Genomic DNA, 21352 nt, shown 5'->3' on the forward strand with positions numbered 1-21352 from the left:
CTGAATCCGGAAGGAGCCGCAGCATGCGCGCCCAACTGGCCCGTGTCGACGCGGTACTCGTCCAGGCGCTCATCGCCGCAGCGCTGTCCTTCGCCCACCTGCACGACGTCGCCTCGGCGGCCGGTCAGGACGGATGGAAGGCCTGGGCGTATCCCATCTCCGTCGACCTGCTGCTCGTCGCCGCTTGGCGCCGACTGCGGACCGGCGAGGCGAAAGCGGCTGGGTGGTGCTGGTTCGTCATCGCGCTCACTGCGTCTCTCGGGGCGAACGTCGCCACCGCCGGACTCCTCGACCTGGACCAGGTGCCGGCCTGGCTGCGCATCCTCGTCGCGGGCTGGCCCGCGGTCGCCTTCCTCGGCGGAACACTCCTCGCCCACTCGACCCCGGGTCCGGCCCCGCACGAGGACACCGAGGACCAGGACGAGCAGGACCAGGAGGAGGCGCCCGATCCCGCCCCGGAGCTCCCCGGACAACCGGCTCCCGAGCCGCCCCCCGCTCCGCCTGCCGTGACTGTCCCGGCTTCCCTGGTCGAACACGCCCGCAAGGTCGCCGCCGAACACCACACCCGCACCGGAACGGTCATCGACACCCCGACCCTCCGCGCCCGGCTCGGCGTCCCCGCACCCATGGCCGAAGCCATCGCCGCCCACCTCTGAAAGGAATCCGACATGTCCCCTGACCGGCGCTTCCGTGACGTCACCCGCATCGGCCCCGTCCAGGTCGGCACGTCCTACGACAACCGGGGCCGTGAGAAGCACACCGCCGCCTGCACCGCCCCGCGCTGCGGCTTCTCCGCCGACTACGACAGCCGCGCCGCCGCCGAACTCGCCGCCCGCACCCACCGCTGCCCCGTCCGCTGAAAGGACCTGCACCACGTGACCGTCAGCCTCCCGCTCGTCGTCGTCCTCGGCTTCATCGCCTGGGGAGCGGTCAAGTTCCTCGGCGTCCGTACCTGGATCGTCGTCGTGATCGCCCTGTTCGGCTTCCTGCTCTCGCACACCTTCATGGCCCCCGCCATTGACTCCGGCACGCGTTCCGGTGTGGGCATTGTCAACGGCTCACATGACTAGACGAGTAGATAAGGAGAGCTTCGCTGTGTTCTTGCCCAAGTACCCCGACAACCCGACCCCGCCGCCCGCACACAGCCACACCCCGGCCGATCCGGCACCCGTGCGACGCACGCTCCCGCAGATCTCCATCAGCACGGGAGCGGTCGCGGCCGTCCTCGTCGGCGGAGTCGTCCTGACCGCGCTCCTGGCCGCCGTCGCCGTCACGGCCATTTCCGTCGCCATCGCCGCCGTGGTCCTGCGCTCGATGCTCCGCGACCACCACCGGCGCTGAACGGCGCCTGATGCCCCGGGGCGGCTCGACACGGCCAAGCATCCCGCCGCCCCGGGGCTCATCCCTCCTGACCAGCGCAGCAAGCCAGCCAGAAGGAGAACGCCATCTTCACCCGCCCCACCCCGCCCCCACTGCCCGAACTCGCCAAGCTCGCCCAGCACGGCACCCTGCCCGGTATCCTCCGCCAGCTCTCCGGACTCGGCGGCTGCACGACCCCGATCCGCCTCGACGGCCACCGCACCGAATACGACGTCGACACCCGCACCGGAGAGATCGGCAACGTCCTCCACCGCCTCGACTCCTCCAGCCTCCCGGCCGGTCACCTCCTGGTCCGCTGCAACAACCGCCGCACGACCCGCTGCCCGGCCTGCGCGGAGGTCTACCGCCGCGACACCTTCCACCTGATCACCTCCGGCCTGCGCGGCGGCAAGGGCATCCCGGAACACGTCGCCTCACACCTCCGCGTCTTCGCCACCTTCACCGCACCCAGCTTCGGCCCCGTCCACAACCGCCCCACGGGCTCGGCCGGTTCAGTCCGCCGCTGCCGCTGCGGCGTCCTCCACGACCAGGACGACGCCACGCTCGGCACCCCGCTCAACCCGGACACCTACGACTACGAAGCCGCCATCCTCTGGAACGCCCACGCCGGTCCGCTCTGGCGCCGCTTCTCCACCTACCTCCGCCGGGAGGTCGCCAAGCGCGCCGGACTCTCACAGCGCACCTTCCGCCAGTACGCCCGCGTGTCCTTCGCCAAGGTCGCCGAGTACCAGAAGCGCGGCGCCGTCCACTTCCACGCCGTCATCCGCATCGACGGCCCCGAAGGCGGCGACACCCCGCCCCCGGCCTGGGCCACCGCCGAACTGCTCACCGACGCCATAAGCGTCGCCGCTGCTCACGTTCGCGTGGACGGCCCGCTCATCGACGGACGCGCGCACGCCTTCACCTTCGGCCGTCAGATCGACGTCCGCACGATCCGATCCGCCGACTTCGACGGCGACCAGGAGCTGACCGAGCGGGCCGTCGCCTCGTACATCGCCAAGTACGCCACCAAGGGCGCCGAGACCGCCACGGGAGCTCTCGACCGCCCCCTCAAGTTCCTCGCCGAACTCGCCCAGCTCGACATCACCGACCACGCACGCCGACTGATCCGCACCGCCTGGACCCTCGGCGCACGCAAGGACCTGGAAGACCTCCGGCTCCGGGCCTGGGCCCACATGCTCGGCTTCCGCGGTCACTTCTCCACCAAGTCCCGCCGCTACTCGACCACCCTCGGCGCCCTCCGCACCGCCCGCGCCGAATGGCGCCGCGCACAAGCCGCAGCAGCAACCGAGGGCGACATCGACACGACCCTCGTCCTCTCGCACTGGGTCTTCGCCGGAACCGGCCTCAGCAGTGCCGAAGCCTGGCTTGCCGCATCCCTCGAACCCGCCCCCGGAACAGAAGGAGAACCGACCCATGGCTGAGCGGCGCCTTACCGTGGCGCGGGTTCCCAACGAGCCGCGCCCCCTTCCAGCGCGCTACCTCACTCCTCTGGATGTCGCCGAACTTCTGGGCGTGCCGATCGAGACGGTCTACCAGTGGCGCCGGAAGCGCACCGGTCCCCGCGGCTTCCGTGTCGGCCGGCACCTGCGCTACGACCCCGACGACGTCAGGGCCTGGGTCGAGTCCCTGATGGAAGGGGCCGCTGCCTGATGGCCGGGCACATCCAAGACCGCTGGTACAAAAGCGAAACTGGCCCGGACGGCAAGGTCCGAAAGGTCCGGAGCGACCGCTACGGCTCTGGCCTTCGCTACCGGGCGCGCTACGTTGGCCCGGACGGTACGGAGAAGGCCAAGAGCTTTCCCGACCGGCAGAAGCGACTTGCCGATCAGTGGCTCGCCCACATCGAGGCGGACATGGCGCGCGGGCAGTACATCGACCCGCGCGCGGCCCGGATCACCTTCCAGCAGTACACCGAACGCTGGGTGGGCACCCAGGGCGCTGACCCGAACACTCAGGCCTCGATGGAGTCGCAGCTTCGGCTGCACGCCTTCCCGTACCTGGGCACGCGCCCCCTCGGGTCCTTCCAACCCGCGCACATCCGGGACTGGGTGCGGCAGCTACAGGAGAACGGCATCCGGGGCTCCTACGCCCGGACGATCTACTCCAACGTGCGCGCTGCATTGAGCGCGGCCGTGGATGACGGGCATCTCCCCCGCAACCCGTGTGCGGCTCGCTCGGTCCGACCGCCGACCGTCGACACCAAGCGCGTCGTCCCGTGGACGCCGGAACGGGTCTTCGCTGTTCGTGCGGCCATGCCCGAGCGCTTCCGAGCGATGGTCGATCTGGGCGGTGGTTGCGGGCTCCGCCAGGGCGAGATTCTCGGCGTCGCCGTCGACGCGATCGACTTCGAATCGGACACGCTTCACGTGGTCCAGCAGCTCAAGCTGAGCCGCAGCAAGGCCGTGTTCGCCCCGCCGAAGGGTGGCAAGCTCCGGGACGTGCCCCTCCCCGGGCCCGTCGCAGACGCCCTCCGGACGCACATGAAGGAGTTCCCTCCGATCGAGATCACGTTGCCGTGGAAGGTCGCGGACGGTCCCCCGGTGACCAAGCGACTGATCTTCACCGGACCGCGCGGGGGTCATGTCTGGCGCACGTCGCTCAACGAGGAGGCATGGAAGCGGGCGCTGGCCGGCGCCGGGGTGATCCCGGTGCCCGAGCGTGGACAGCCGTACGCCGAGTCTCGCGAGAACGGCATGCACGCGCTCCGCCACTTCTACGCCTCGGTGCTCCTGGACGCCGGGGAGAACATCAAGGCCCTGGCCGAGTACCTCGGCCACTCTGACCCTGGCCTGACGCTGCGTGTGTACGCACACCTCATGCCGTCTAGCCAGGAGCGCACCCGCAAAGCAATCACTGCAGTCTTCGGGGACCGCTGATTTGAGATTGGCGAAGCCAAGTTGAAGTTACATTTCCAGGTTCCGCAACCTAGCTTCAGCAAACCAAATCACAGTAACGCCTCCAAGATACAGTGCGCGATTACCGTTTCAACCTCCAAGCGCCACACATCAAATGACAGCTTCACTGCCCGACACAAAGCTAAGTTCAGCGATTCGCGATCCGTGAACTCAAATCGGAACTTTAGATCCGGCATCGTTTCGCGCGACTACATTGCTCGGCGGAGCGGAATCACCAACCCAACAATCGATTGCCAACCAAACCGCCAAGGCAAGCACCCTCCCACGCATCCGGGCAGCGTCTAAGAAGATCCGCATCAACGCTTCGGCGGAGATGCGGTTCAACGCTTCGGCGGAGATGCGGTTCAACGGTTCGACGGAGATGCGGTTCAACGGTTCAATGGAAATCCGTTTTTTTCTGAACGCAAGGCAAGGTAACCCTTACCTTGTGACGCCGGACCGCCACGTAGTCATCGAAGGAAAGTGAGAGGGTAGATACGAGCGGGCACCCTCCATAGGCTGCGGATTTGTGAATTCCCGCGAGCGGCAAGTAGGGTCCTGGCACCGATATAGCGGAGAGGCCGCCCATGCCCGGGCGACCTCTCCTCTCCGTTCGGCACAGTCATTATCCGTAGCATGGGAGAATTCATGAACCGCATGGAGAAGTCCATGGTGCCACGGCGCAGCCTGCGCATCGACCTCGCCCCCCGGGAACTTCCGTTCGGCCTCATCGGAGGCGGCGGGGCGGGGCTGAGTCTGTGGTCCGGGGTCCACCCCGCGATCGCCCTGCCGCTGGCCTTCGTGGTGTCCATCCGCGTGACCGTCCGTCTCGTCTAGCCTGACGGCCCCGGCACGGCCCAGCCCCACCAAAAAGCCCCCGGCCTGCCAAGAATCCGCAGGTCGGGGGCTTACCGGTGTCGCGTTACTTCTTCTTGCCCTGGTTCTTGACCGCCTCGATCGCGGCCGCGGCCGCCTCCGGGTCGAGGTACGTGCCGCCGGGGTTGAGCGGCTTGAAGTCGGCGTCGAGCTCGTAGGCGAGCGGGATGCCGGTCGGGATGTTCAGGCCCGCGATGTCGGCGTCGGAGATGCCGTCGAGGTGCTTGACGAGGGCGCGCAGCGAGTTGCCGTGGGCGGCGACCAGGACCGTGCGGCCGGCGAGGAGGTCGGGGACGATGCCGTCGTACCAGTACGGCAGCATGCGGAAGACGACGTCCTTCAGGCACTCCGTGCGGGGGCGCAGCTCCGGCGGGATCGACGCGTAGCGCGGGTCGTTCGCCTGCGAGAACTCGCTGTCGTCGGAGAGGGGCGGCGGCGGGGTGTCGTACGAGCGGCGCCACAGCATGAACTGCTCCTCGCCGAACTCGGCGAGGGTCTGGGCCTTGTCCTTGCCCTGGAGCGCGCCGTAGTGCCGCTCGTTCAGGCGCCAGGAGCGGTGGACGGGGATCCAGTGGCGGTCCGCGGCCTCCAGCGCGAGCTGGGCGGTGCGGATCGCGCGCTTCTGGAGCGAGGTGTGCACGACGTCGGGCAGCAGGCCGGCGTCCTCCAGCAGCTCACCGCCGCGGACTGCCTCCTTCTCGCCCTTCTCGTTGAGATTGACGTCCACCCATCCGGTGAACAGGTTCTTCGCGTTCCATTCGCTCTCGCCGTGGCGGAGGAGGATCAGCTTGTACGGTGCGTCGGCCATACGTCCGAGCGTAATGGAAGCCTTCGTCCCCTCGCGCCCCTGCCCGGAAGGCGGACAGTTGACGGCATCTGTTAATTGAGTGGCCCCCGGAGACCTCCCGCTCGTAAGTTGCCATGAGTACATGAGCCGCTTACATCCGTGGGGGACGACCGATGCCACTCGCCGTCATGCGACGCGCCGCCCGAGAGACCGTCTCGGGGCTCCCCCGCGAGTTCTGGTGGCTGTGGACCAGCACCCTGGTCAACCGGCTTGGGGCTTTTGTCGCCACTTTCATGGCTCTGTACCTGACGCTCGACCGCGGCTACTCCGCCTCGTACGCGGGTCTCGTGGCGTCCCTGCACGGCCTCGGCGGTGTCGTGTCCTCGCTCGGCGCGGGCGTGATGGCCGACAGGCTCGGACGCCGGCCCACGCTCCTCGTCGCGCAGACCTCGACGGCCGCGTCCGTCGCGCTGCTCGGCTTTATGCACCATCCGGTGGGCATCGCCGCGGTCGCCTTCCTGGTCGGGATGGCCAGCAACGCCTCCAGGCCCGCCGTCCAGGCGATGATGGCCGACATCGTGCGGCCCGAGGACCGCGTCCGGGCGTTCTCCCTCAACTACTGGGCGATCAACCTCGGCTTCGCGGTCTCCTCCATGGCCGCCGGTTTCATCGCCGAGTTCAGCTACCTCGCGGGCTTCCTCATCGAGGCCGGCATGACCCTGACCTGCGCGCTCCTCGTCTTCGCGAAGCTGCCGGAGTCCCGGCCGGTGCAGAACGCCAAGGAGGCGAAGGACGACGTCGGCCTCGGGACCGTGCTGCGCGACCGGCGCTTCATGAGCGTCGTCGGACTGTCCTTCCTCGTCGCCCTGATCTTCCAGCAGGGCTCCGTGGGACTCCCCGTCGCGATGGGCGAAGCGGGCTTCACCCCGGCCGACTACGGCATGGCGATCGCCGTCAACGGAGTCCTCATCGTCGCGCTGCAGATCCCGGTCACCCGTTTCATCCAGCACCGGGATCCGCGCCGGCTGCTCGTGATCTCCTCGGTCCTCGCCGGGTACGGCTTCGGGCTCACCGCCTTCGCCGGGTCGGTCGGCGTCTTCGCGCTCACCGTGTGCGTGTGGACCCTGGCCGAGATCGTCAACGCGCCCACCCAGACGAGCCTGGTCGTGCAGCTCTCCCCGACCCACGGCCGGGGCCGCTACCAGGGCATGTACACCCTCTCCTGGTCACTCGCCGCGCTGATCGCTCCCCTGATGTCCGGCGTGGTCATCGACCGGTTCGGGGCCGAGTGGCTGTGGGGTCTGTGCGCGCTGGTGGGCACGGTGGCCGGGCTCGGGTACGGCCTGCTGATGCGGCGGCTGCCCACGGAGGAACCGGCGGTGGAGGCAGGCCCGGCAGTCGCCAAGCCCGAGGTCAGCGCGGCCTGACGCCGCCGGGTACGGGGCGAAGACCCTTCCGGCACCTGAGGACGGCCCACGACCTCGCCGTCGTCCGACCTCACGGATGCATCCGCGCCCCCTTCACCACCTTGTCCACCGCGTTCCGAGGCCCGTACACAGCCAGCCCCACCACATCCAGCCCAGCCGTGGCGACAGCCCGCACCGCCGCCCGGTTGTCCCGGTCGTTGCCGGTGCCGAAGAGATCCGACGTGAAGACGGCCCGGGGCAGCACACGGCTGAGCGCCCTGCCATGTGCCGCCACAAGGACCTCCTTCGTCCCCTCGAAGACCAGCACAGGCTGCCGGAACATCGGCAGATACGGCACCCCGTCCGCGTCCTCGTACGGCTCCCCGATCACCTCGGGGACCTGTGTACCCAGACCGCTGACCAGGAAGGACGTGACGTTCAGACGCTGCCAGGGCTCAAGGTCGTCCCGCAGCAGGACGACGATCTTCGTGTCGAAGCGGATCGGTTCGCTGTTCATACGTCGAGACTGCCGACCGCCGTACGACGCCGTCTTGTACGTTCTTTGCATGGCCGCTCAGCCGGAGGTCTCCGCCTGGCGCCCGCGTGTTCCGGGTGTCACGGAGGTCTTCCACGCCCGCTTCACCGAGTACGCCTATCCGATGCACGTGCACGAGGCCTGGACGCTGCTCATCGTCGACGACGGGGCCGTACGGTACGACCTCGACCGGCATGAGCACGGCACACCGCACGACACGGTGTCCCTGCTGCCGCCGCACGTCCCGCACAACGGCTCCCCGGTCACCGCGCACGGCTTCCGCAAGCGCGTCGTCTATCTCGACGGCACGCATCTGGGCGAGGACCTCATCGGGTCCGCGGTGGACGGGCCCGACCTGCGTGACCCCGTACTGCGGCTGCGCGTCGGCCAGTTGCACACCGCGCTCGGTCACCCCGGTGACGAACTGGAGGCCGAGAGCAGACTGACGCTCATCGCCGAGCGGCTGCGCACGCATCTGCGGCCCAGCAACCCCGCCGCCACCCCGCGCAACTCCCCCACCCTCGCCCGCACCCTGCGCGAACTCCTCGACGGACACCTCACCCAGGGCATCGGCCTCGACGAGGCCGCCCGGCTCGTGCACGCCCATCCCGCCCATCTGGTACGGGCGTTCAGCGGCGCCTACGGCATCGCACCCCATCAGTACCTGATGTCCCGCCGCGTCGACCGGGCCCGCCGTCTCCTCCTCGACGGCCGTCCGCCGGGCGAGGTGGCCTCGGCGACCGGCTTCTACGACCAGTCCCATCTCAACCGGCACTTCAAGAAGTTGGTCGGGGTGACTCCGGGGCGCTACGCGCGCTCGGGACCTGCGTGACCCCCGTGGGTACGCTCCGCACATGGACTGGCATACGTGGCACGACGCGTACGACACTCCCGACTCCTACCTCGGCCGGCGACTGGCCCTCGTCCGGGAACGCATCCGGCTCGCCCTCGACGAGGCTCCGCCGGGACCCCTCACGGCCGTCAGCGTCTGCGCCGGGCAGGGCCGCGACCTGATCGGCGTGCTCGCCGGGCACCCCCGCCGGAGCGATGTCCGCGCGCGGCTCGTCGAGCTGGACGGGCGCAACGCCGAGGAGGCGGCGCGCGCGGCCGGGGCCGCGGGGCTGTCGGGGGTCGAGGTCGTCGTCGGGGACGCCGCGTCGACCGATCACTACCAGGACCTCGCCCCGGCCGGCCTCGTCGTGCTCTGCGGTGTCCTCGGCAATCTCACCGACGAGGACGTCGAGCGCACCGCCGGCTTCTGCGCACTGCTGTGCGGGCCGGGCGGCACGCTCGTGTGGACCCGGCACCGCAAGGCACCGGACCTCGTCCCGCGCGTCTGCGGCTGGCTGGAGGAGCGCGGGTTCGAGCGGCTGTGGGTCTCGGACCCCGCGCTCGGATTCGGCGTCGGGGCCCACCGGTACGCCGGTGAGCCCCGGCCGCTGCCGTCCGGGGAGCGGATGTTCACCTTCGTCGGGTACGACACGCTCGGCTGAATCAGAGGTCCCGCTGGGCCTCGTACAGATTGCGTGGGCGCACGACGTCCGTCGTCCCGTACAGCTCCAGACGGGAGTGCAGGTCGCCGGTGAAGTCGGGGACGTCGATCTGGTCGAACTCGGTCACCTCGTTGAGGCCGACGGTGGCGGAGCAGGGCGCCAGACCGTCGATCTTCATCAACCCCGCGCGGCCGTTCGTGACCCGTACGTTCCAGTGGGTGAAGCGGGCGCCGAAGAGCGGACCGGCGCTCGCGTCGCCGCCGTGGCGGCCGTTGTTGTCGACGGTGATGTCGGTGCGGACGTTGGCGAAGGGCAGGCCCCGGTGGGAGTCGAAGGTGCCCATCTGGAGGTCGCCGCGCGACCAGACGTTGTAGGAGGAGAGGCCTTCCACGTTGATGCCGTGGAGCTGGGTGTTCGGCGGGGCCGGGACCGTGCGCTGTTCGATGGTGAAGTCCTCGACGAGGTTGTCGTGCGAGCCCTCGCGGCAGAAGTACGGGTGGTGCGAGCCGCGGCCCGCCACACGGGTGCGGCGCAGGGTGCAGGCGGAGGCCGCGACCAGACCGAAGCCGTTGTCGACGTGGCGGACCGTCACGTCGTCGACCCAGCAGTCGTACGCGCACTGGAGGACGACCCCGTTGTAGCCCTTGTCGAGGAGATGCGGGGACTGGGGCGTCTCGACGGCCTCCAGGGTGAGGCCTTCGACGCCCGAACCGGTCAGCGGCTCGACATGGGTGGTCAGACGCGGGTCCCACTCGGGGCGTACGTCGAGGGGCAGCGGGCGCTCCAGGGTGACCTTTCTGCCCCGCACACGCACGATGCGTACGGGCCACTCGTAGGGGACGTAACTCGTGAGCTTGGTCTTGTCGTCCCAGTAGTACGCCTCGGGACCGGGGCCGCCGCCCGCCATGTGCTCCAGGAGGGTGTGGCCGGCGTCGTCGGCGAGCCGCAGGAGGACGAGCCGGCCCGGCTTCAGGGGGCGGGGGTCGGCGACCGTCACCGACCAGGAGCCGCGGGTGGCGGGGGCGACGGCCGTCAGGGTCCCCCACTCGTCGCGCTTGTTGCCGGTCCATCCCTCGAACGGCCAGGCCTTGTCCTTGATGGCGGCGACGAGGGAGTCCCAACGGGCCGTGGGCGCGAGCCAGATGAGGCCGCCCGCCCAGGACCAGGACGACTTGTCGCCGCCGTAGCGGGAGCCGTAGACGCCGATCAGCTCGGTGAGGTTCTTGGTCGCGTACAGCTTCGTACGGTCGCTGCCGGCGCCGCGCAGCACGACGTTCGAGTGGCCGATGCGGATCAGGCCGTCGATGCGGAAGGTGCCGGGCGGGATGAGCACCGTGCCACCGCCGGCCCTTCCGGCAGCGGCGATGGCACGGTTGATCGCGGGCGCGCAGTCCGTGGTGCCGTCGTCCGCGACGGCGCCGTAGGCGCGGACGTCGGCCACGACGGGGCGGCGGGGGAAGCGCGCCGCCCCGCCCCGGCAGCCGGCCCTGCCGACGTACGGGATCTGCGGGTGAGTGAAGGGGGTGCGGGTGAACTCCCGCCAGAGGGCGGGAACTTGGCCTGGGTCATGGGGGCGCGCGACGGCGGTCGCGGCCGTCGCCGGTCCGCCGGTCACCGTGGCGGCCGCCACGGCTACGGCACTGCCGAGCAGGCCCCGTCTGGTGATGCTCACGTACTCCTTGCTCATACCCGCCCGCCTTCCATCGCATTCCATTGGCTTCCATGGATGTGAATGACGTTCAGATCTGCGTCGGCGGTGAGCATGCCACTGAGACCCCCGACCCGGAAGGGGTCATGCGCTACTAGTTGGACTGGACTTGGAATTCAGCCCACGGGACGCCGAGTCAGGTGGGTGAACGCATCCAGATTGCGGGTCGATTCGCCGCGGGACACACGCCAGGCGTACTCCTTGCGGATCGCGGAGGCGAAACCGAGCTCAAGGAGAGTGTTGAAAGCGCCGTCGGCGGCCTCCAGGACCGAGCCGAGCAGCCGGTCGATCTCGTCCGGCGTGACCGCGACGAGCGGCAGTCTGCCGACCAGATACACGTCCCCCAGGGGGTCGACCGCGTAACTCACGCCATAGAGCTTGAGATTGCGCTCCAGGAGCCAGCGGTGGACGCCTTCCCGGTTCTCGTCGGGGTGGCGGATCACGAAGGCGTTCAGCGACAGGGAGTGCTTGCCGACGATCAGCGAGACGGTCGTCGAGAGCTTGCGGGTGCCGGGCAGTTTCACGACGTACGAGCCCGCCTTGGGACTCTCCCACTCCAGCTCGGCCTCGGTGAGGACCTGCTCGATGATCGACGCTGCGTCAGCCATGGAGGGAGCGTACGTCAGGCGTCCGGCGGACCGGACCCCGGGCGGTGCGCGCGTCAGTCCTGGTGGGCGCGCACCTTGCGGCGGTGGGCCTGTACGGCCGCCGTGTACACGTCCGCCGTGGCGGCGGCCGCGGTGTCCCAGCCGAAGCGCTGCGCGTGCCGGGCGGCGGCCTCGCCCATCCGGGCCGACAGCGCCTGGTCGTCGGCGAAATCACGCAGCACGCGCGCGTAGGCGACGGGATCGTGCCCCGGGATCAGGAATCCGGTCTCCTGGTGACGCACGGCGACGGGCAGCCCGCCGACCTCGGCCGCCAGCACCGGCGTGCCGGCCGCCTGCGCCTCGATGGCGACCAGCCCGAAGGACTCGCTGTAGGAGGGCATGACCAGCACCGACGCGGCCCGGAACCAGTCCGCGAGCTGCTCCTGGTCGACGGGCGGCCTGAAGCGCACGACATCGGCGATCCCGAGCCGGGCGGCGAGCTTCTGCAGCCCCTCGGGCTTGGCGAGACCGGTACCGCTGGGGCCGCCCACCACGGGGACGACGATGTTGCCGCGCAGCTCGGGGCGCTCGTCCAGGAGGACGGCGACCGCGCGCAGCAGCACGTCGGGGGCCTTCAGGGGCTGTATGCGGCCCGCGAAGAGCGGGATCAGCGCGTCCCGCGGGAGCCCGAGGCGGGCGCGGGCGGCGGCGCGGCCGTCGGCCGGGCGGAAGCGGTCGAGGTTGACGCCCGGGTGGACGACGGCCACCTTGCCGGGCTCGGCCTCGTAGTGGCGGGCGAGCTCGTCGGCCTCTTCGGAGGTGTTGGCGATGAGACGGTCGGCGGCGCGCACGATCTGGGTCTCGCCGATGACGCGGGCGGCGGGCTCGGGGGCGTCACCCTCGGCGAGCGCGGCGTTCTTGACCTTGGCCATGGTGTGCATCGCGTGCACCAGGGGCGCGCCCCAGCGTTCGGCGGCCAGCCAGCCGACGTGGCCGGAGAGCCAGTAGTGCGAGTGCACGAGGTCGTAGTAGCCGGGTCGGTGCCCGGCCCAGGCCTGCATGACGCCGTGCGTGAAGGCACACAGCTGGGCGGGCAGGTCCTCCTTGGCGAGGCCCTCGTACGGGCCCGCGTCGACGTGCCGGACGAGGACGCCGGGGGCCAGTTCGACGGTCGGCGGGAGGGCGGCCGTGGTGGCCCGAGTGAAGATCTCGACCTCGATGTTGATCGCGGCGAGGCGCTGGGCGAGCTCCACGATGTACACGTTCATGCCGCCGGCGTCGCCGGTGCCGGGCTGGTGCAGCGGCGAGGTGTGGACGGAGAGCATCGCGACGCGACGGGGCCTGCGGTGCAGCCTGAGCCGTGAGGGCGCCGCCGGGGAGCGTCGCCCGAGCCTGCTGACGTACTGGCTCACGTGGCGTTCCTCCTTGCTGCGGGCATGCCGGTCGGAGGACGCACGGCACCCTCCAAAGAGGAGCAACGCCGGAGCGGTCCGCTCCATTTCCCTCCCGCACCCCTTTGCCGAATCATTACCGAGAGTCGCTCAACCGTTCGAGGGCGAGCTGCGTGCGCGGCTCTCTTCCCTTCTTTTCCACAGGTCGGCGGAGGGCTGCCGGAGGTTATCCACAGGCCCGCACGGGCTCCCTCCCGGCCGCCTACTCTCGTACGCATGACAACCCGCGCCGCGTCCCGCCCCGTGGGTACGGTGACGCGCGGGACCACCAACCCCAACCGACTGCGCCGCATGGACCGCTGGATCGCGGCCATCCACGGCGCCGAGCTGCGCAGAAGCGCCGACCCGGTGGCGGTCGACCTCGGATACGGGGCGGCTCCCTGGACCGCGGTCGAGCTGCTGACCCGCCTGCGCAGGGCCGCCCCCCGCACCCGCGTGACGGGCGTGGAGATAGAACCGGCGAGGGTCGCGGCGGCCCGGCCGTACGAGCGCGAGGGACTCGTCTTCCGGCACGGCGGCTTCGAGGTTCCGGTACCGGGCAGCCCCTCGCTCATCCGCGCGGCGAACGTGCTGCGCCAGTACGACGAGGAGCAGGTCGCAGAGGTCTGGCAGCGCCTGTGCGGGCGCCTCGCACCGGCGGGCCCCGGCTCCCGGGGCGGGCTGCTCGTCGAGGGCACCTGCGACGAGATCGGCCGCCGGCACGTCTGGGTCGCCCTCGGTCCCGAGGGCCCGCGCACGGTCACCTTCGCCACCCGCCTGGGCTCCCTGGACCGCCCGTCCGACCTCGCCGAGCGCCTGCCCAAGGCCCTGATCCACCGCAACATCCCGGGCGAGCCCGTGCACGCGTTCCTTCGCGACTTCGACCGCGCCTGGGCCGCCGCCGCGCCCTATGCCTCGTACGGCGCGCGGCAGCGCTGGATACGCACGGTCCGCGACCTGACGGCGGACTGGCCGGTGACGGACGCAATACCCCGCTGGCGCCAGGGCGAAGTCACGGTGCGCTGGGAGGCATTGGCGCCCCGCGGGCCCTTCGCGTAGACGCCGGGCGCGGAGGCGGGGGACAGGTGTGCGACGTCCGGATGACCCACGGGCGTCAAGCGCCGCACTCGCATCGGACACCCGGGCGAGGCACAGGCGTTGAAGGCTGGGGTACGACGAACCGGGACACACGGGTGTGCGAGGCCGGAGTGTCGCGCGGGCGGTTGACGCCGGGGGTCTCGCGGGCGTGCTTCGTCGGTGGAGGGGTGGCCACCGCACGCCCGTGAGCTGCACGGAACGAACTCCGTGACTGGCTCGTCACACAGGCGGGGAGATCGTTTCGCGGAGGCGGGCCGGGGGGAGGGGAGTTCTTGCCCACCTCTGTCGCATTGCGCGCCGACATGGCACGATCCCCCAGGCGTCCGTAAGTTACTGACGGTAAATCAGTTTGGGGGCGGAGCAATGGGATCCGGCAAGCGGAGCCTGACCACGGCGGCCATGGTTGTGGCCTGCGCCTGCGCGGTGCTGTCAGCACCGGGTGTGGCGTACGCGAGCCCGGCACCAGCGCCGACGCGAACACCGACTCCGACACCGACTCCGACAACCTCTCCGGCCGGCAAGGACCTTGAGGCGATCCGGAAGAAGCTGGACGATCTCTACCACGACGCGGCGGTCGCCACGGACGCGTACAACGCCGCCGAGGAGAAGGCCAAGCAGCAGTCGGCCGAGATCGTCGACCTGGCCCGTGAGATCGTCAAGGGTCAGGAGAAGCTGGACGAGTTGAAGGACCGCGCGGGTGCCGCGGCCCGCGCGCAGTACCGGGGCGGCGGCCTGCCGCCCGAGATGCGGCTGTGGCTGAGCGACAACCCCCAGCAGTACCTGGACGGCGCCGGGCGGGTGCTCCAGGGCGAGCACGCGACCAAGGGGCTGCTCGCCGAGATGGCCCGTACGCAGCAGGACTTGGAGCAGTACGCGAAGGACGCCTCCGCGCAGTGGCAGAAGCTGGAGGCCAACCGCCAGGCCAAGGCCACGGCGCAGAAGGAGATCAAGAAGCAGATCGCCGCCGCCGAGAAGCTGGAGTCCCAGCTCCGGAAGAAGGAGAAGGAGCGGCTGGCGAAGCTCGAGGAGGAGGCCGCGTACAAGGCGCAGACGGCCTGGCTGAGTTCCGGCGTCCTCGCCGAGATCAGCGGCAAGGCGTCCGAGCAGGGCAAGAAGGCGGTGAAGTTCGCCACCGACCAGATCGGCAAGCCGTACGAGTGGGGCGCCGAGGGCCCGGGCTCGTACGACTGCTCGGGGCTGACCTCACAGGCCTGGGCCGCCGCCGGCCACGGCATTCCGCGCACCTCGCAGGAGCAGTGGAAGCAACTCCCCCACGTCGACGTCAAGGACATGCGCCCCGGCGACCTGATCATCTACTTCGACGACGCCAGCCATGTCGCGATGTACATCGGCGACGGCGCGATCGTGCACGCACCACGGCCAGGCCGGACGGTGACGATCGCGGGGGCCGGGTCCATGCCGATACTGGGGGTCGTACGGCCGGACGCGTGACCGGGCGGGGCGTACGGAGCCGGGGCGTATCGGGCCGACCGATCGACCTGGGCGACCAAATCACCATCAACCCGGAAAAGCGCCCCGACCGTCGTGATGCACCGCACGTGACCCACCCCACGGTTGTACATCGCCGCAACCACGCGGACGTGACGTTCGTCATCCCGGACACAACCGCATCCTGTCCAAGTGCGGTACAGGATGCGGCATATGACGGTGGCCGCCTGCCGGACACCGCGACGCACACCATTCCGTTGCGGCGTCCGCTACCGCTATGGTCCCCGTCGGTGGGTCGAGGACCTTCGCCCCACCACGCCCTCGGGGGGAGGGAAGGAACCCACACGATGCCCGTACCCATACCGCGGCAGAGAGCGATCCCGGCCGCGGAGAGCGGTCAGGCTCAAGGCGCGTTCTCACCCGGCGGCCCATCCGGAGAAGCGACCGGCGGCCCGGCCGGGGCAGTACCGGCGCCCCATGCCGCCACGACCCCTGTCGACAGCACCACCAACCTGACCCTGCTGGTCATCGAGGACGACCCGGCGGGTTCGCTCAGCGTGCCCGAGATGCTCGACGCGGCCGGCAAGCCGATCCGTATCCGTACCGCCCGCAACCTCACCGAGGCCGAGCGGCTGCTCACCGACGACGTCCACTGCATCCTGCTCGACCTCGCGCTGCCCGCCCCCGGCCGGGCGGCCACCGAGAGCGACGACGAGCTGACGACGCTCAAGCACGTGCTGCGGCTCGCACCCCGGCACGCCGTCCTCGCGCTCACCGCCTCCGGTGACGCCGAGCGGGGCGCGGAGGCGGTGCGCGTCGGCGCCCAGGACTATCTGTTCCGCGACGAGCTGGACGGCCGGCTGCTGAGCCGCGCGATCCGGTACGCGGTGGAGCGGAAACGTTCCGACAAAGCCGAGCGGCGACTCACCGAGTCCAGGCTGCGTGCGCAGGAGAACGCCCGCCTGGAGCGCGGCCTGCTGCCGACCCCTCTTCTGGAGGGCTCCTCGCTCCGCTTCGCCGCGCGCTACCGCCCAGGGCGCTCCCGCGCCCTGCTCGGCGGCGACTTCTACGACACCGTCCGTACGCCCGACGGCACGGTGCACGCCATGATCGGCGACGTCTGCGGGCACGGGCCCGACGAGGCCGCGCTCGGCGTGGAGCTGCGCATCGCCTGGCGGGCGCTGACGTTCGCGGGCCTGTGCGGCGACGAACTCCTGTCCACCCTCCAGCAGGTCCTGGAGCACGAGCGCGAGAACGACGAGATCTTCGCGACGTTGTGCACGGTGGACATCGCACCGGACGGGCGCCGCGCCGGGCTCTGCCTGGCGGGTCACCCGTCCCCACTGCTCTCCCGCCCCGGCCGGCCCGCCGAGCTGCTGCCTTACGAGAACGGCGGCCCGGCGCTCGGCCTGCTCCCCGGTGCCCGCTGGCCGCGCCGGCAGGTGGAGCTGGGCGGCGAGTGGAGTCTGATGCTCTACACCGACGGCCTGATCGAGGGTCACATCGGCGAGGGCAGGGAGCGGCTGGGCCAGGACGGCATGGTGGACCTGGTCCGCCGCCGGCTCGCCCAGGGCCTGGCGGGCGAGGAACTGCTGCGGGCGACGGTGAACGAGGTCAGGGACCTCAACGGCGGAGAGCTGACGGACGACGTGGCGGTACTCCTGCTGGACCGGACGCCGTAACCGCCGTACGGCCGCGTGGCGGTCGGGCCCGTCCGACGGCCCGGCCCGCGTAACCGTCGCACCCGCAGGACTGACCGCCGGTGGCCGACTGTCCCGTGTCCGCCCGAGGGTCGGTCCTGCGGCCTCCGGTGGTCAGCGGCCGCCGTTGTAGGGGCCGTACGGGCCGTCGCTGCTGCTGCCGCCGCGGCCCCGGCCACCGCCGGAGACCTGACGGAGCGCGGGGCGTACGTCCACGAAGAAGACGATCGTGGCGACCAGCCCCGCGATCTGCAGGAAGATGATCGGGACCAGCAGGTTCACCGCCACCGTGATGCCCAGGATGATCAGCCAGAACATCTTGTTCTGCTTGTCGGCCGCGCGGTACGCGTCTTCGCGGGCCACCGCGGCCATCACCAGTGCCACCACGGCGAGCACCAGCATGGCAAGGAAGATCAGCGACAAGAAGCCGCCGAATGCCGTCAACAGCACTATGCCCACCGCCCGAGTCGATTCATCTCTACGGCCACCGTACCCGCAGAACGGGCCGGGAACTCTGAGAGTGCCCGGCCCGTCGTCCTGCCCTTCGGCCCGACCGTTCGGCCTGATCCGTAGTCCTGAGACGAAGAGTCTCGTCGTCTCCTACTTCACGGGCGGCTACTTCACGGGCGGCGTCGGCTTCTTGGCGGTGACCTTGCGCGCCGGGGCCTTCTTCGCCACGGGCTTCGTGGCCGGAGCGGGCACGGAGGCGGCCGCGGCCGGCTTCTCCTCGGACCTGACCTCGACCGGCTCGGCCTTCGGCTCGACGGCGATGGCCAGTTCCTCGATCTCCTCGGCGGCCTCGCCACGCCAGGTCTTCACGGTCTGCTCGCCGTGCTCGGCGACCTTCTCGTACGTCTCCTTCGCCTTCACGGCGTACTCGGCGGCGACACCGACACCGCGCAGGGCGAAGTCCTGAGCGGACTCACCGAGCTTCTTCAGGTCGGTGTCGAGGGTGCTGATGAACTCCGTCACCTTGGCCTGGATGGTCTCCTGCGCTTCCTTCGCGCGGGTGGCGGCCTTCTCCTGGACGGTGTTCGCGTCGATGTTCTTCACGGTCTCGATCCGCGCCGGGGCCTCGGTGCGGATCTGCTCCACGAGGCCGGGGACCTTCTTCGCCTGCTGGACGGCCAGGTCGGCGGTGCCGGCCAGGAAGTACAGCGGGGTGGGGTCCGTGGCGGCCTTGCGGATGTCGTCGGTGATGGCCATGGTGATGGTCCTCCGGTCGCTTTCAGCTGAGGGTTTTGGTGTTCCGCGGCGAGACCGGCAGGCCCGCTCGGGGGCCGGCGGTGTTGCCCGTAGTTCTCGTCAACTGGCGGTCTGCTGCGGATCGGCATCGCTGCCGTCGGCCGTGCGGGGGCCCCGGACGGCGGTGTCCGGCGCTTGCTGGGTGCCCGATATGTTCTCTGCCATGCCCTGTGCCTCGTCCTGCGCCATCTCCTGGGTCACGTTCTGGGCCATGCCCTGGGCCAGGTCCGGCGTGATCTCGAATCCGTTCTCCTTGCGGAAGGACTCGTAGATCTGGAGCAGCACCTGCTTCTGCCGCTCGTTCAGCGTGGGATCGGCGAGGATGACGGCACGTGTCTCCACCTCGTCCCGGTCCCGCTCGGCGTCGAGGATGCCGGCTCGCACGTACAGCGTCTCGGCGGAGATCCGCAGCGCCTTCGCGACCTGCTGCAACACCTCCGCGCTCGGCTTGCGCAGCCCGCGCTCGATCTGGCTCAGATACGGGTTGGACACCCCGGCGGCGTCGGCGAGCTGCCGCAGCGACAGCTGCGCGTTGCGCCGCTGCTCGCGCAGGTACTCACCGAGATTGCCGACGTTGAGCGATGCCATGCCTCCACCTTGCCGCACTTCCGCTAACAATTGCAAGCACCCGCTTGCAAAAGTGCGCTGCGCCACGAAGGGATGCCCGCGGGCCGCGCCACAAAGGGGCTCCGCGCGCTCAGCCGGTGGCAGCGCCGAACCACTCGGGCAGCCGGCCGACCAGATCCTGCTGGACTTCACCGACCCACACCACATGGCCGTCCGGCCGCAGCAGCACCGCGGGCGCGTCCAGTTCCTCGCTGACGTCGACGACGTGCTCGACCCGGTCCGCCCAGCCCGCCACCGAGAGCCGGCCGGTCTGGTCGAGCAGCAGCCCGCGGCCACCGTGCATCAGCTCGTAGAGGCGCCCCCGCTTCAGCCCCACGTCCCGCAGCCGTCGGCCGAGCAGTTCATGGCCCTCGCCGAAGTCGTAGCGGACCCCGACCGCGGTGATCATCCCGGTCACGTACCGGTTCACCTCCTCGAAGTCCATCGGCTTCGACAGGAGCTCCCGCAGCGCGGTCGCACCCGGATCGGTCCCCAGCAGCGTGATCTGCGCGCGGGTGTCGTCCAGCACACGGGCGCCCACCGGGTGCCGTTCGGCGTAGCAGCTGTCCAGCAGCCCCTCCGGTGCCCAGCCGTTGACCGCGGCGGCCAGCTTCCAGCCGAGGTTGAGCGCGTCCTGCACGCCGAGGTTGAGCCCCTGCCCGCCGTCGGCGGGACGATCGGGCTGGCGATGGCCCCGCGCGGCCGGCTTTCCGTGGTGCTCGTCTTCACGATCGCGGACGGTCTGATCACCGAAATCGAGGTGCTCGCGGAGCCGGACCGGCTGGGCCGACTCGAAATCGCCGTTCTCGACGACTGACAGCAAGGAAATCCGCCGAGGCAATCCCGTATTTCACTCGATACGGGATTGCCTCGACGTGCCTACGGCATTACCGTTGCGCCCATGACTGCCGGGTCGGCCTTGTGCCGTGAGCGAGTTGGTTGCCCGGCCTCCGAGTGAGGCCGAGGCGGGGTAGAGCCCCGCCCACCCCGACCACCCCCTTCTTCACGTCACCTCTTGGCGTCACCTCTTGGCGTCACCTCTTGGCGTCACCTCTTGGCGTCACCTCTTGGCGTCACCTCTTGACCGCACCGCGCGTCCGCTTCCTCCGGAACTCCGCGCGCTCTCCCGCATTCCCTTACCGCGCTGCGCCCCAAAACGCCCCGCGGCAATTCACCCTGCCCGAAAACAAAAGAAAGCGACGCATGCCCAACCCCTTCAATCAGCAAATCATCGACGAGTTCCGCGCCCGCCACGGGAAAGTCGGCGGATATTTCGAGGGAGCCCGGCTCCTTCTGCTCACCACCACCGGCGCCCGCACCGGAAACCCGCACACCACCCCCGTCGGCTACTACCCCGACGGCGGCGACCGCGTCGTCGTGATCGCCTCCGCCGGGGGCGCGCACCGGCACCCGGACTGGTACCGCAACCTCGTCGCCCACCCGCGCGTGCGGGTCGAGAGCGGCGTCTTCACCTACGACGCCGAGGCGGTCGTCCTCAAGGGCTCCGAGCGCGACCGGCTCTTCGCCCGCGCGGTGGAGGCCGATCAGGGATGGGCTCAGTACCAGGCGAAGACGGACCGGGTGATCCCCGTCGTCGCGCTCCGCGAGATCCCGCGGGACGGTCCGCCGCACGTCAACGCGGGCTCGACGGGCGAGGCACTGAGGATCATCCACGACGCCTTCCGGCGCGAACTGGCGCTCATCCGCGAGGAGTTCGCCGCCTCGGGCAGTTCCCTCGGCGCCCAGCTCCGGGTCAACTGCCTCTCCCTCTGCCAGGGCCTGCAGCGGCACCACGCCGGCGAGGACCTCGGTCTCTTCCGTGTCCTCGCCGACGGCCGCCCCGGCCTCACCCCGGTCCTGGACCGGCTGCGCGTCGAACACGAACGGATCGCGGTGCTGGTCGGGGAGTTGCGCCGGGTGGTCGGCGAGCGGCCCGCGGACCCGGCCCGCGCACTCCCCGAGGTGGTGCGCCTGACGGAGGAGCTGGAAGCCCATCTCTCCTACGAGGAGGAGCAGTTGATCCCGGTTCTGGAGGCGGCGGCCACCCCCTGACCCGCTCCTGAGGCCGGCCTGCGGCCCCTGCCGTGGTGGCCGCCGGGTCACACGGCCGGTCCTCGCCCCGGTGGCCGCCGGGTCACACGGCCGGTCCTCGCCC

Annotated in this window: 25 protein-coding genes and 1 pseudogene; 17 read left to right on the top strand and 9 right to left on the bottom strand. The window is 70.3% G+C overall.

The window, feature by feature from the left end:
• Positions 1-23 precede the first annotated feature (23 nt).
• The 9 genes from ABZ656_RS06175 to ABZ656_RS06215 all read left to right on the top strand — a co-directional run bounded on the left by ABZ656_RS06175 (position 24) and on the right by ABZ656_RS06215 (position 5114).
• Positions 24-656 (top strand): DUF2637 domain-containing protein, encoded by a 633-nt coding sequence (locus ABZ656_RS06175; RefSeq protein WP_360265057.1) that lies wholly within the window; start codon positions 24-26, stop codon positions 654-656.
• 12 nt (positions 657-668) lie between these two features.
• Positions 669-860: a mobile element transfer protein gene (locus ABZ656_RS06180; protein ID WP_212726932.1), complete on the top strand. Its 192-nt coding sequence runs from the start codon at positions 669-671 to the stop codon at positions 858-860.
• Between the two features lie 15 nt (positions 861-875).
• Positions 876-1070, top strand: coding sequence for a hypothetical protein (locus ABZ656_RS06185; protein ID WP_010985162.1), 195 nt, complete (start codon positions 876-878; stop codon positions 1068-1070).
• A 25-nt stretch (positions 1071-1095) separates the two neighbouring features.
• Positions 1096-1341 carry a SpdD protein gene (locus tag ABZ656_RS06190; RefSeq protein ID WP_360265061.1) on the top strand — a complete coding sequence of 82 codons (246 nt, stop codon included), beginning with the start codon at positions 1096-1098 and terminating at the stop codon, positions 1339-1341.
• 167 nt (positions 1342-1508) lie between these two features.
• Positions 1509-2804, top strand: coding sequence for a replication initiator (locus ABZ656_RS06195; RefSeq protein WP_360265137.1), 1296 nt, complete (start codon positions 1509-1511; stop codon positions 2802-2804).
• A complete protein-coding gene (locus ABZ656_RS06200) occupies positions 2797-3033 on the top strand; it encodes a helix-turn-helix domain-containing protein (RefSeq protein WP_360265064.1) in 237 nt (78 codons plus the stop codon). Before ABZ656_RS06195 ends, ABZ656_RS06200 begins: the two co-directional genes overlap by 8 nt.
• Positions 3033-4259 carry a site-specific integrase gene (locus ABZ656_RS06205; protein ID WP_360265067.1) on the top strand — a complete coding sequence of 409 codons (1227 nt, stop codon included), beginning with the start codon at positions 3033-3035 and terminating at the stop codon, positions 4257-4259. Before ABZ656_RS06200 ends, ABZ656_RS06205 begins: the two co-directional genes overlap by 1 nt.
• A gap of 232 nt (positions 4260-4491) precedes the next feature.
• A complete protein-coding gene (locus ABZ656_RS06210) occupies positions 4492-4764 on the top strand; it encodes a hypothetical protein (protein WP_360265070.1) in 273 nt (90 codons plus the stop codon).
• A 149-nt stretch (positions 4765-4913) separates the two neighbouring features.
• Positions 4914-5114, top strand: coding sequence for a hypothetical protein (locus tag ABZ656_RS06215; RefSeq protein WP_360265073.1), 201 nt, complete (start codon positions 4914-4916; stop codon positions 5112-5114).
• A gap of 85 nt (positions 5115-5199) precedes the next feature.
• On the opposite strand, the gene ABZ656_RS06220 is transcribed toward ABZ656_RS06215, so the two are convergent.
• The gene (locus ABZ656_RS06220) at positions 5200-5961 is read right to left on the bottom strand and encodes a phosphoglyceromutase (RefSeq protein WP_101404310.1); all 762 of its coding nucleotides are present in this window, start codon (positions 5959-5961) and stop codon (positions 5200-5202) included.
• A gap of 152 nt (positions 5962-6113) precedes the next feature.
• Here ABZ656_RS06220 and ABZ656_RS06225 point away from each other — a divergent pair, with 152 nt between their 5' ends.
• Positions 6114-7367 carry an MFS transporter gene (locus tag ABZ656_RS06225; protein ID WP_360265076.1) on the top strand — a complete coding sequence of 418 codons (1254 nt, stop codon included), beginning with the start codon at positions 6114-6116 and terminating at the stop codon, positions 7365-7367.
• 70 nt (positions 7368-7437) lie between these two features.
• Here ABZ656_RS06225 and ABZ656_RS06230 read toward each other — a convergent pair whose 3' ends face one another.
• Positions 7438-7863 (bottom strand): DUF2000 domain-containing protein, encoded by a 426-nt coding sequence (locus ABZ656_RS06230; RefSeq protein ID WP_360265079.1) that lies wholly within the window; start codon positions 7861-7863, stop codon positions 7438-7440.
• A 49-nt stretch (positions 7864-7912) separates the two neighbouring features.
• Here ABZ656_RS06230 and ABZ656_RS06235 point away from each other — a divergent pair, with 49 nt between their 5' ends.
• Positions 7913-8713 carry an AraC family transcriptional regulator gene (locus ABZ656_RS06235; RefSeq protein WP_360265082.1) on the top strand — a complete coding sequence of 267 codons (801 nt, stop codon included), beginning with the start codon at positions 7913-7915 and terminating at the stop codon, positions 8711-8713.
• 22 nt (positions 8714-8735) lie between these two features.
• Positions 8736-9374, top strand: coding sequence for an SAM-dependent methyltransferase (locus ABZ656_RS06240; RefSeq protein ID WP_360265085.1), 639 nt, complete (start codon positions 8736-8738; stop codon positions 9372-9374).
• Between the two features lies 1 nt (position 9375).
• Here the strand turns inward: ABZ656_RS06240 and ABZ656_RS06245 are convergent, their stop codons facing one another.
• From ABZ656_RS06245 to mshA, 3 genes are all read right to left on the bottom strand, one after another.
• Positions 9376-11061 carry a glycosyl hydrolase family 28-related protein gene (locus ABZ656_RS06245; RefSeq protein WP_360265088.1) on the bottom strand — a complete coding sequence of 562 codons (1686 nt, stop codon included), beginning with the start codon at positions 11059-11061 and terminating at the stop codon, positions 9376-9378.
• A 137-nt stretch (positions 11062-11198) separates the two neighbouring features.
• Positions 11199-11690, bottom strand: a complete 492-nt coding sequence (locus ABZ656_RS06250) for a YbjN domain-containing protein (protein ID WP_360265091.1) — start codon at positions 11688-11690, stop codon at positions 11199-11201.
• A gap of 53 nt (positions 11691-11743) precedes the next feature.
• Entirely contained in the window at positions 11744-13081 is a 1338-nt protein-coding gene (mshA, locus tag ABZ656_RS06255; RefSeq protein ID WP_360265094.1) for a D-inositol-3-phosphate glycosyltransferase, read from the bottom strand.
• Positions 13082-13336: 255 nt separating this feature from the next.
• Here mshA and ABZ656_RS06260 point away from each other — a divergent pair, with 255 nt between their 5' ends.
• From ABZ656_RS06260 to ABZ656_RS06270, 3 genes are all read left to right on the top strand, one after another.
• Positions 13337-14158, top strand: coding sequence for a class I SAM-dependent methyltransferase (locus tag ABZ656_RS06260; RefSeq protein ID WP_180362435.1), 822 nt, complete (start codon positions 13337-13339; stop codon positions 14156-14158).
• Between the two features lie 402 nt (positions 14159-14560).
• Positions 14561-15649: an NlpC/P60 family protein gene (locus ABZ656_RS06265; protein ID WP_101404302.1), complete on the top strand. Its 1089-nt coding sequence runs from the start codon at positions 14561-14563 to the stop codon at positions 15647-15649.
• Positions 15650-15993: 344 nt separating this feature from the next.
• Positions 15994-17328 carry a response regulator gene (locus ABZ656_RS06270; RefSeq protein ID WP_101404301.1) on the top strand — a complete coding sequence of 445 codons (1335 nt, stop codon included), beginning with the start codon at positions 15994-15996 and terminating at the stop codon, positions 17326-17328.
• A gap of 132 nt (positions 17329-17460) precedes the next feature.
• On the opposite strand, the gene ABZ656_RS06275 is transcribed toward ABZ656_RS06270, so the two are convergent.
• The 4 genes and pseudogenes from ABZ656_RS06275 to ABZ656_RS06290 form a co-directional block, all read right to left on the bottom strand.
• Positions 17461-17796 carry a DUF2516 family protein gene (locus ABZ656_RS06275; protein WP_075026970.1) on the bottom strand — a complete coding sequence of 112 codons (336 nt, stop codon included), beginning with the start codon at positions 17794-17796 and terminating at the stop codon, positions 17461-17463.
• 165 nt (positions 17797-17961) lie between these two features.
• Complete coding sequence (locus tag ABZ656_RS06280) at positions 17962-18552, bottom strand: hypothetical protein (protein ID WP_360265099.1); 591 nt, start codon at positions 18550-18552, stop codon at positions 17962-17964.
• Positions 18553-18651: 99 nt separating this feature from the next.
• On the bottom strand, positions 18652-19179 hold the full coding sequence (locus ABZ656_RS06285) for a helix-turn-helix transcriptional regulator (RefSeq protein ID WP_101404299.1): 528 nt from the start codon (positions 19177-19179) through the stop codon (positions 18652-18654).
• A gap of 109 nt (positions 19180-19288) precedes the next feature.
• Positions 19289-19861 (bottom strand): annotated as a pseudogene (locus ABZ656_RS06290) (FAD-dependent monooxygenase); the annotation flags it as partial.
• 24 nt (positions 19862-19885) lie between these two features.
• On the opposite strand from ABZ656_RS06290, the gene ABZ656_RS06295 reads away from it, so the two are divergent.
• Entirely contained in the window at positions 19886-20014 is a 129-nt protein-coding gene (locus tag ABZ656_RS06295; RefSeq protein ID WP_360265146.1) for a hypothetical protein, read from the top strand.
• A 386-nt stretch (positions 20015-20400) separates the two neighbouring features.
• On the top strand, positions 20401-21249 hold the full coding sequence (locus ABZ656_RS06300) for a nitroreductase/quinone reductase family protein (protein WP_360265102.1): 849 nt from the start codon (positions 20401-20403) through the stop codon (positions 21247-21249).
• Positions 21250-21352 lie beyond the last annotated feature (103 nt).

Source organism: Streptomyces sp. NPDC007095 (genome assembly GCF_040634475.1).
Taxonomy (GTDB): domain Bacteria; phylum Actinomycetota; class Actinomycetes; order Streptomycetales; family Streptomycetaceae; genus Streptomyces.